Consider the following 10,036-nt stretch of genomic DNA (forward strand, 5'->3'; position numbering starts at 1 on the left):
GCCCCCCGATGAGCGACCGTGTCCTGATCACGGGGGCGACCGGGTTCATCGGCGGTCTGCTGCTGGCCCGGCTGGTCGGCGAGGGCAGGGCGGTGCGGGCGCTCGTCCGCAAGCCCGCCGACCGCGAGCGGCTGGCCGTCACCAGCGGCGTCGAGCTGGCCCTTGGCGCGCTCGGCGACGACGAGGCGCTGGTACGCGCGGCCGACGGCTGCGGTGTCGTCTACCACGTGGCCGGCATGAACCGGCTCTGCCTGGCCGACCCGGCTCCGCTGTACCGGGTCAACGTCGAGGGGACCCGGCGGGTGCTCCAGGCCGCCCGCAAGGCGGGCGTACGCCGCGTCGTCTACACCAGCTCGGCGGCCACCCTGGGCGGCGACGGGACCCGCGTGGTCGACGAGAAGACCGCCCAGCCGGGCGAGTTCACCTCCCACTACGCGCGCTCGAAGTTCGAGGCCGAGCAGGTCGCCCTCAGCTTCCACGGGCTCGACGTGGTGGCCGTCAACCCCAGCTCGGTCCAGGGCCCGGGCCGTACCACGGGCACGGCCAAGGTGTTCATCGACTACCTCAACGGCAGGCTCCCGTTCGACCTGCCGGCCAGGTTCGGCCTCTGCTACACCAAGGACTGCGTGTCCGGCCACCTGCTCGCCGAGACCCGGGGCACCCCCGGCCAGCGCTACGTGCTGAACACCGCCACCCTGTCCAACGTCGAGGCGATCGACCTGATCGGTGAGATCGCCGGGCTGCGCAGGCGCCCACGCACCCTCCCCCTCGGTATGGCCATGGCCCTGGCCACCGGTGTCGAGCTGGTCTCCAGATGGCGGAGCCACGAGCCGAGCCTCTGCCGGGAGAGCGTGCGTACCCTCGGCCACCCTCACCTCTACGACGGCTCGCGGGCCGAGCGGGAGCTCGGCGTGCGCTACACCCCGATCCGTGTGGCAATGGAGGCGGCGGTGCGCTGGTACCTCGAGCAGGGCCTGGTCAGCCGGGAGCTGCCCGGGATCGCCGCGACGCCCGGCGGGGCCGCGCCCCGCCGCTCCGACGGCCACGGCGGGTCCCGCGGGGTCAGGGGCAGCCCCTCGGTCCGGCGGCCGTCCGGGATGGGGGCGGTGCGGGTCGGCTCGCCCGCTGCCGAGAGCCAGGGGCAGCCGGAGGCCGGCACTCCGGAGACCGACGGGGAGCGCGGCGTCCGCGGCGCCGACCCCGAGGGCGGCGAGGAAAGGAAGGACACGTGACCAGCCTCGAGACCCAGGTCGTGGTGGTCGGCGGCGGCGTGACCGGCGTGGCGGTGCTCCGCGACCTCGCCCTGCGTGGCGTGCCCGCGATCCTCGTCGACCGTTCCGACTTCGGCACGGGCACCTCCGGCCGCTGGCACGGCCTGCTCCACTCGGGCGCCCGCTACGCCGTCCGCGACCAGGAGTCGGCCCGCGAGTGCATCCAGGAGAACACCGTGCTGCGCCGGATCGCGGCGCACACCGTCGAGGACGTCGGCGGGATGTTCGTGCTGCTCCCGTCCGACGACCCGGCCTACGCGAAGCAGTTCACGGCCGGGTGCGAGCAGTCCGGCATCCCGGTCGAGGAGCTGACCGCGGCCGAGGCGCGCCAGCGGGAGCCGCTCCTGGCCGACCGGATCGAGGCCGCCTTCGCAGTGCCCGACGGCGGCATCGACTCCTGGGGGCTCATCCGGTCGATGGTGGCCGACGCCGAGGCCCGGGGCTGCCTTGCCCTGCAGCGCCACCCGGTGGTCGGCTTCGAGCGCGACGGCGACCGCCTGACCGCCGTGCGGGTGCACGACAAGGCCGCGGGAGAGGACCGCCTCATCGGCTGCCAGTGGGTGGTGAACGCGGCCGGCGCCTGGGCCGGGCGCGTCGGCGAGCTGGCCGGGGTGCCGATCCACATGATCGCCGGCAAGGGGGTCATGGTGGTCATGGCCAGCCGGTACGTGCGCGGAGTGGTCAACGCCTGCCGCAAGCCGGCCGACGGGGACATCATCGTGCCCCAGCACGAGGTGGCCATCCTCGGCACGACCTCGGTCCAGGTGCCCGACCCGGACGACATCTCGGTGGACCCGGCCGACGTGGACCGCATGGTCGACATGTGCGCCCAGATGGTCCCGTCGATCGGCCACGGCCGGGTGCTGCGCGCCTTCGCCGGCTCGCGCCCGCTCTACAAGCCGCCGTCGCAGCAGGCACAGGACGGCGGTGCCGCGGGGTCCGGCGGCGACACCCGGGAGGTGAGCCGGACCTTCACCGTGCTCGACCACGCGAGCCGGGACGGGCTCGCCAACATGTTCAGCATCGTCGGCGGGAAGCTGACCACCTGCCGCCAGATGGCCGAGCACCTCGTCGACCAGCTCGCCCCGCGCATGGGGGTGACCACCCCGTGCACGACCGCCACCGAGCTGCTCCCCGGAGCCGACCACGGGTACCACCAGCTGGCCGGCCCGCTGGCCAGGATCGAGGCGGAGGGCGCCTACGGCGAGCTGGTCTGCGAGTGCGAGCTGGTCACCAGGGACCAGGTACGCGATGCGATCGCCGCCGGCGTGACCGAGCTCGAGGACCTCAGGCGCGCCCTCCGACTCGGCTACGGGCCCTGCCAGGCGGCGTTCTGCGCCTGGCGTGCGGCCGGCGCGCTCTGCGAGCACGCCGACGCTGACGCCGACGCCGAGGCGAGACTCCCCGACCCCCGGGGCGCGCTCGAGCGCTTCCTGCAGGAGCGCTGGCGCGGCCAGGTCAGCGCCGTCTGGGGCGACCAGGCCCGCCAGACCCTGCTCAACCAGGCGATCTACCGGGGCATCTTCGACCTCGAGGCGACCGGCGAGTACGACGAGGCAGGCCTGTTCGCCGGCCTGGCCGCCGGCGAGAGCGCCGCGCCGGGGCCGGACCGGGCCGCTCCGGCCGACGGTGGCGACCCGTCCCGGCGGGTCGGCGACGAGCTGGTCGGGGAGAGCGAGGGCCGGGCCGCCTCGCGGCCGGCGGAGGGCCGGGCCACCTCGCGGCCGGCGGGCGGGACCGCCTGATGCGCAGCGACGTCGTGGTGGTGGGGGCGGGGCCGGCGGGGCTGGCCGCCGCCGCCCGGCTGGCCGAGGCCGGCCGGGGCGTCCGGGTCATCGCCCGCGGGAACGGCTTCACCCACTGGGGCCCGGGCGCGGTGGACGTGCTCGCCCGGGTCGGAGGCCAGGTGGTCGACCGGCCGCTGGACGCCGTCGAGAGCCTGGCGCCCGACCACCCCTACCGGCTCTCGGGGGTCGACGCCCTGCGCGACGGGCTCGACTGGTTCCGGCGCGTCGCCGCCGACGCCGGTCTCCACCACGAGGGCGACGCCGAGCGGAACCGGCGCCAGGTGACCGCCCTCGGCTCTCTGCGGCCGACCTGCCTGCTGCCCGCGCCCGCCGCCCGCGAGCTGGCCGGGAAGGTGGCGGTGTGCAACTTCGCCGGCTTCCGGGACTTCTCCGCCGCCCTGTGCGCCCGCGGCCTCGAGCGGGCCGGCCTTTCGACCAGGATCGGCACGGTCGACCTGCCGGCCTGGAACCACGAGCGCTACTTCACCGCGGTGGAGCTGGCCCGCGCGATCGACGACGACGGCTTCCGGGCCGGGGTCGCGACCGGCCTGGCGAGGGTGGCGGCGGGCGCGGACGTGGTGGTGGTGCCGGCCGTGCTTGGCCTCGCCCGCGGCCACGAGCCCTGGGCGGACCTGGAGCGCCGGGTCGGGCTGCCGGTGGTCGAGGCGGCCGTCGCGCCGCCGTCGATCCCGGGGCTGCGGCTGTTCGCCGCCTGGCGCGCCAGGCTGGACGGGCTCGGCGTCCGCTGGCAGTTCGGGTTCCCGGCGACCGGGGTGGAGCGGGACGGGGACCGGGTCACCGCGGTGCGCAGCGAGGGCGCCTCCCGGACCATCGTGACCCGCTGCGACGAGGTGGTCCTGGCCACCGGAGGCATCGCCGGGCACGGCATCGAGGCCAACCGGGACGGCACCCTGGCCGAGGTCGTCGCCGGCCTGCCGGTCGAGGGGTTCCCCGACCGCAGCGCGTTCGTGTCGCCCCGGTTCCTCGACGACCACCCGATGGGTGTGTCCGGCGTCCGCGTGGACGCCGAGCTGCGGCCGGTGCACCGGTCCGGATCGCCCGTCTACGCCAACGTCCGCTGCATCGGGAGCCTGCTCGCCGGCCACGACCCCACCGTGGAAGGCTCCCGGGAGGGCGTCGCCCTGGCCACCGCGACCCGGGCCGCCGCCCTGCTCGCCCCGGACCTGGAGGATGCCCGGGACCGCTGACCGCCCAGGCCCGGACCCGGCCGACCCGGACGCTGACCGCCCAGGCCCGGACCCGGCCGACCGGGACCGCTACCCGCCCAGGCCCGGACCCGGCCGACCCGACCGGAGGACGCCGTGCTCCACGTCCAGCACACCGCCGACAACTGCATCAAGTGCAACATCTGCAACACCGTCTGCCCGGTCTCGGCCGTGACCGACCTGTTCCCCGGCCCCAAGTACGAGGGGCCGCAAGGGCAGCGCTTCCGGGCCGGCATCGACACCGGTGACTCGCCCGACGCCTCGCTCGACTACTGCTCAGCCTGCGGGCTGTGCACCCAGGCCTGCCCCGAAGGCGTCATGATCGCCGAGATCAACACGGTCGCGCGCACCAGGCTCGTGGAGGCGCGGGGCGGCCTGCCCCTGCGTGACAAGCTGGTCAGCCGGCCCAGCTTGATGGGTGCGCTGGCCAGGCCTGTCGCTCCCCTGGCCAACGCCGTGATGGGCAACCGGCTCGCCCGCACCGTGATCGAGAAGGTGGTCGGCGTGCACCGGGACGCGGCCATGCCACCGTTCTCGGGGATCAGCTTCCGCTCCTGGGCCCGTGCCCACCGGCGTCCGCCGGACCCCCGGCGGACCGTCGCCTACTTCCACGGCTGCGCCACCGAGGAGTTCGAGCCCGAGGTGGGCGCGGCGGTGGTCCGGGTGCTCGAGCGCAACGGCGCCGCGGTCACCTTCCCGCCTCAGAACTGCTGCGGCCTGCCGCTGATCTCCAACGGCGACTTCGACTCGGCCCGCGGGTACGCCGCCAGGCTGACCCGGCGGCTGGCCGGGTCGGCCATCGACCCTGGCGTGATCGTGGCCAACTCGACCTCCTGCGGCATGACCCTGAAGGCCAAGTACCGGGAGCTGCTCGGCTTGGACGACGAGCGCACCACCGAGGTCTCCCGGGCCGTGTACGACGTGTGCGAGTACCTCGTGGAGCTCCACGACGCGGGCGAGCTGGACACCCGGCTCGGCGAGATCAGGGCGCGGGCCGTGTACCACCCGCCTTGCCAGCTCATGGCCCACGGGATCGGCACGCCCGCCCTGGACCTGCTCGCCCTCGTGCCCGGACTCGAGGTGGAGCGTTCACGGGCCGGCTGCTGCGGCACCGCCGGCACCTACGGCACCAAGGTCGAGAAGTACCAGATCGCCATGGACGTCGGCCGCACCCTGTTCGAGCAGGTCGGCGAGGTCCGGCCCGAGTTCGTCGTCTGCGACTCCGAGACCTGCCGCTGGCACATCGCCAAGTCCACCGGCCTGCCCGTCTACCACCCGGTGCAGGTCCTCGACCACGCCTACGAGCTGGCCGGCCGGTGACCCGCCACCCGCCATCCGGGGTCAGCGGCGGGCCAGGCGGACGGCGGTCGCACCCGCCGCCGCCCCGGCCAGCCCGGCCGCGGCCAGCAGGCCCCGGTGCGTGGTGGCCCAGAGGTGGGCACTGCGCCCGTGGGAGCGGGGGTCGAAGGAGCCGTGGGCGCCCCGGTCGCCCGGGACCGGCTCCCAGAGGTTGGCCGGCCGGTCCGGGTCCGCCGGCTCGCCGGTCTGCTGGGACTGTACGCCGGTCCGGCCCAGGTAGCGGTCGAGCAGCCCGGGCGCGAGGTTGTTGGCCGCGATGGTCGCGGCCGTGCTGGCGCCTACCCAGACCTCGCGCCGGTGATGCCTGGCCGCCCAGAGGATCGCCCTGGCGGCCACCTCGGGCTGGTAGATGGGGGGGACCGGCTGGGCCTTCTGGGGCAGCCGGGAGAGCACGGTGTCGAACTGGGGTGTGTTCAGGGCGGGGAGCTGCACCATGGTGATGCGGACGTGGGACCGCTGGTGGAGCAGCTCGCAGCGGACCGACTCGCTGAACCCCTGCACGGCGTGCTTGGCCCCGCAGTAGGCGCTCTGCAGGGGGAGGCCGCGGTAGGCCAGGGCGGAGCCGACCTGCACGACGGCGCCTCGGTCGCGGGGCAGCATGCGGCGCAGGGCGGACCTGGTGCCGTAGACGACGCCGAGGTAGGTGACCTCGGTCACGCGCCGGAACTCGTCAGGCTCGATCTCCGTGAAGGGAGCGAACACCGAGGTCATGGCGCCGTTCACCCACACGTCGATGGGTCCAAGCTCGGCCTCGGCGCGCGCGGCGGCCGCCTCCACCTGGCCCGCGTCGGCCAGATCGGCCGGAAGGGTGAGCGCGCGCCCGCCGGCCGCCTCGACCTCCTTGGCCGCCGCCTGCAGGGCGTCCTCACCCCGGGCGACCAGGCCCAGGCCGGCGCCATCGCTTGCGAATGCACGCGCCGTCGCCCTGCCCACGCCCGACGTGGCACCGGTGACAACCACCACTCTGGGACGTCCCATGTGCGCTCTCCTTGTGCGGGACCGGACGCCGTGCGGGACCGGACGCCGCCCGGCTCGTCAGCCGGGACCGGTCCTGGCGCCGACCGGCTCGGGTAGCTCGTCCGGGTCGACCAGCACGTCCACGAGCGCTGGCCCCGGATGGTCCAGCACGGCTCGGACCGCCGGCTCGACCTCCTCGGCCCGCTCGACCCGGATGCCGAGCCCACCGCATGCCGAGGCCCAGACGGCGAAGTCAGGGGCGGGTTGGGAGCGGCGCGGCTCGAGGAGCTGGCCGGGCCAGGCGGCGTTGCTGACGACCACCTTGACCGGGAGCTGGTGCTGGACGGCGGTGAGGAACTCGGCCATGAGCTTGGCGAACCCCTCCGACCCGACGTAGGCGATGCACTGCCGGTCCGGGCGGGCCCACTGCGCCGCGATCGTGTACGGCAGGCCGGCGGCCATGCTGGCCAGGTTGGCCGAGAGCAGATAGTGGCGGTCCCCGCGGACGTCGAAGTGCCGGGCCGACCAGGTGGCCACGGTGCCGGAGTCCGAGCAGAGCATGGCGTCGTCGGCGGCGAGCCGGTCGACGACCCGAGCCAGGTACTGGGGCCGGACCGGCACGGCCTTGCTGCCTGGAGCGGTCGCGGCCTTGCTGCCTGGAGCGGTCGCGGCTCCGCTGCCCGGAGCGGTCGCGGCCCCGTCCTCGGCCGCGGCGAGCTGCTCGCGCCAGCGCGCCATGCCCGCCTGGGCCCGGTCCAAGAAGCTCCGGTCGTCGGCTCGGTGCAGCATCGGCAGCAGCGCCTGGAGGGTCTCGGCGGCGTCGCCGATCAGGGGCACCTCGATGTCCGGCCCGGCGGTGAGACGGGCCAGGTCAGTCTCGATCTGGACCGTGCGTACCTTGCCCGGGTCGGGCAGGTGCCGGGCGTAGGGGAAGTTGGTGCCCACCACGAGCAGCGTGTCCGCCCCGGCCAGCGCCTCCTCCGAGGGTCTGGTGCCCAGGGCGCCGATGCAGCCGGTGGTCAGCGGGTGGTCGTCGGGCACGGCCGCCTTGCCCGGCAGCGACTTCACGATCGGGCTGGCCAGCCTGCTCGCGACCGCCAGGAGCTCGGCCCTGGCGTCGAAGCCGCCCACGCCGACCAGGACGGCCCGCCTGCTGCCCTGGTTGAGGACGGCGGCGGCCTGCTCCAGCTCGGCGGCCGGAGGCACGCCAGGAGCGGGCATGAACACCGGGGCGGTGGCCGGCATGGCCGACGGGGTCATCGCCACCCAGTAGCTGTTGTCGACACCGGTGTCCAGCTCGTGCGGGAAGGTGATGTGGGAGACGGTGCCCCTGGCCATGGCGTGGCCGACGGCGATGTCGACCACGGCCGGGATCTGGACCGGCACGTCGACCCGGACGTTGTAGTCGGCGACGTCGTCGAACACCCGCTCCAGCCGGAGCTCCTGCCGGAAACTGGTGCCGAGGAGCTGCGAGTCCAGCAGCTCGGTGATGGCGAGCACCGGCTGGTGGTCGAGCTTGGCGTCGTACAGGCCGTTCAACAGGTGGATGGCGCCGGGCCCGGAGGTGGCCAGGCAGACGCCGAGCCTCCCGGTCGCCTTGGCGTAGCCGGTCGCCATGAACGCGGCCGCTTCCTCGTGGTGGACGAGGACGAGGCGGATCCGGTCGGCGCGGCGCCGGAAGACGCCGAGGACTCCGTCGGCGCCGTCCCCGGGCAGGCCGAACACGGTGTCCACGCCCCAGTCGACGAGCCGGTCTATCAGCAGCTCCGACACGAACTCCCTCACCAGCCGTCCCCCTCGGTCGCGGTCGCCGCGTTGGTCCGAAAGTTACAGCTTCTCGCGCCTGAGCGGTACGCCTCGATCCCCGGCCCGACCGGCTAGTCCTTCACCTTGGTCATGGTGGCCGCGGCCGCCGCGGCCTGGTCGACCGCGTCCAGGTCGGAGCCGGTGCCGGCCTGGATGGCGGCGATCACCGTGCCCTCGACCAGCGGCCCCTCCGAGATGCGCACCCGGCCGCGCAGCTCCTCACCGACCAGCTCGTCGATTGCCATCTGGGCCGAGAGCACGGCCGAGCCAAGGTCGACGAGCACGAGCACGCCGTCGCCCTCGTCGGCCGCCTCGATCGCCGTCGCGATCAGGACGGCCGAGGTGCCGATCTCGCCGTCGTCGGTCCCCCCGGCGGCCCGCACCTTCACATCGCCCGCCATCTCGGCGGCCAGCTCGACCACGCCCTCGGCCACCTTGGCCGAGTGGGAGACAACCACCAGACCCACGCTCACCGGGGTATCCTCCTCACCCGCCGTTCACCTCGGGTACCTCCCTCACCTCCGGTTCACCACAGGTACCCCCTCATCTGCGGTTCACCTCGGGTACCCCTCACCTGCCGTTCACCCAGGTACCCCTCACCTGCCGTTCACCACGTCGGCCAGGGCCTTGACGATGAGATGGGTCGAGGTGGCACCCGGGTCCTGGTGGTTGCGGGACCGCTCGCCCAGGTAGCTGGCCCGGCCCTTGCGGGCGACCAGGGGGATGGTGGCCGCCACGCCGTCCTTGGCGGCCACCTCGGCGGCGTCGAGCGACCCGCCGAGCTCCTTGCCGTCAGCCAGCGCCGCGTCGAGCGCCTCCAGGGCCGGGTGCCAGGCGTCCAGCATGGTCTTGTCCTCGAGCTGGGCCTTGCCCCGGGCGACGACGGCGTCATAGCCGGCCCGCAGGCCGGCGGCCAGGCGGTCGTCCTCCACCTCGGCGGCGTCGCCCAGCTCCCTGCCCATGCCCAGGTAGAACGACCCGTACAGGGGCCCGGAGGCGCCACCCACCTTGCCGATCAGCGCCATGCTGACCGCCTTGAACAACGAGCCCATGTCCGGCTCGGACAGGCCCTCGAGGCGCTGGAGGACGGCGCGGAAGCCGCGCGCCATGTTCGTGCCGTGGTCGCCGTCCCCGATGGCCGCGTCGAGCCGGGTCAGCTCCTGCTCGTGCTGCTCGACGACGGCCGCGGTCGCCTTGACCCAGGCGACGGCCTGCTCGGAGGAGAACATCGCGCTGCCGCTCCTCTCTCGATCTCTCGGGTCACACGCGCCAGCGGAGGGCGGGAGTGTGGACGGGGGCGTCCCACAGCCGGGTGGTCTCCTGGTCCAGCCGCAGGATGGTGACCGAGGCGCCCTGCATCTCCAGGCTGGTGATGTAGGGCCCCACCAGCGACCGGGTGACCTGCACGCCGCCCTGGTCCAGCAGCTGGACGACGCGCCGGAACACCACATACAGCTCGGCCAGGGGGGTGCCGCCCATGGAGTTGACAAACACCAGCACCCGCTCCCCCTGGGTCAGCCCGAGATCGTCGACGACCGGGCGGGTCAGCCGCTCGGTGAGCGCATCGGCCGGCTCCATCGGGATCCGCTCCCGGCCCGGTTCGCCGTGGATGCCGATGCCGATCTCGACC

9 protein-coding genes are annotated in these 10,036 nt (G+C 74.4%); 4 read left to right on the forward strand and 5 right to left on the reverse strand.

What is annotated here, in order from left to right; genetic code table 11:
* Positions 1-8 precede the first annotated feature (8 nt).
* From VG276_31125 to VG276_31140, 4 genes are all read left to right on the forward strand, one after another.
* Entirely contained in the window at positions 9-1,232 is a 1,224-nt protein-coding gene (locus tag VG276_31125) for an NAD-dependent epimerase/dehydratase family protein (GenBank protein ID HEV8653733.1), read from the forward strand.
* Positions 1,229-3,016 (forward strand): anaerobic glycerol-3-phosphate dehydrogenase subunit GlpA, encoded by a 1,788-nt coding sequence (gene glpA / locus VG276_31130; GenBank protein HEV8653734.1) that lies wholly within the window; start codon positions 1,229-1,231, stop codon positions 3,014-3,016. Before VG276_31125 ends, glpA begins: the two co-directional genes overlap by 4 nt.
* On the forward strand, positions 3,016-4,266 hold the full coding sequence (gene glpB, locus VG276_31135) for an anaerobic glycerol-3-phosphate dehydrogenase subunit GlpB (GenBank protein ID HEV8653735.1): 1,251 nt from the start codon (positions 3,016-3,018) through the stop codon (positions 4,264-4,266). The genes glpA and glpB overlap by 1 nt, the downstream gene beginning before the upstream one ends.
* Before the next feature lie 114 nt (positions 4,267-4,380).
* Positions 4,381-5,604: an anaerobic glycerol-3-phosphate dehydrogenase subunit C gene (locus VG276_31140; GenBank protein HEV8653736.1), complete on the forward strand. Its 1,224-nt coding sequence runs from the start codon at positions 4,381-4,383 to the stop codon at positions 5,602-5,604.
* A gap of 21 nt (positions 5,605-5,625) precedes the next feature.
* Here the strand turns inward: VG276_31140 and VG276_31145 are convergent, their stop codons facing one another.
* The 5 genes from VG276_31145 to VG276_31165 form a co-directional block, all read right to left on the reverse strand.
* Positions 5,626-6,621: an SDR family oxidoreductase gene (locus VG276_31145; protein ID HEV8653737.1), complete on the reverse strand. Its 996-nt coding sequence runs from the start codon at positions 6,619-6,621 to the stop codon at positions 5,626-5,628.
* Positions 6,622-6,678: 57 nt separating this feature from the next.
* Complete coding sequence (locus VG276_31150; protein ID HEV8653738.1) at positions 6,679-8,385, reverse strand: thiamine pyrophosphate-binding protein; 1,707 nt, start codon at positions 8,383-8,385, stop codon at positions 6,679-6,681.
* Positions 8,386-8,477: 92 nt separating this feature from the next.
* Positions 8,478-8,879, reverse strand: coding sequence for a dihydroxyacetone kinase phosphoryl donor subunit DhaM (gene dhaM, locus VG276_31155; GenBank protein HEV8653739.1), 402 nt, complete (start codon positions 8,877-8,879; stop codon positions 8,478-8,480).
* 123 nt (positions 8,880-9,002) lie between these two features.
* Complete coding sequence (gene dhaL, locus VG276_31160; protein ID HEV8653740.1) at positions 9,003-9,635, reverse strand: dihydroxyacetone kinase subunit DhaL; 633 nt, start codon at positions 9,633-9,635, stop codon at positions 9,003-9,005.
* A gap of 31 nt (positions 9,636-9,666) precedes the next feature.
* Positions 9,667-10,036, reverse strand: a 370-nt coding sequence (locus tag VG276_31165) for a dihydroxyacetone kinase subunit DhaK (GenBank protein ID HEV8653741.1), incomplete at its 5' end; no start/stop codon positions are given.

Source organism: Actinomycetes bacterium (genome assembly GCA_036000965.1).
In the GTDB taxonomy this organism is placed as follows: domain Bacteria; phylum Actinomycetota; class CALGFH01; order CALGFH01; family CALGFH01; genus DASYUT01.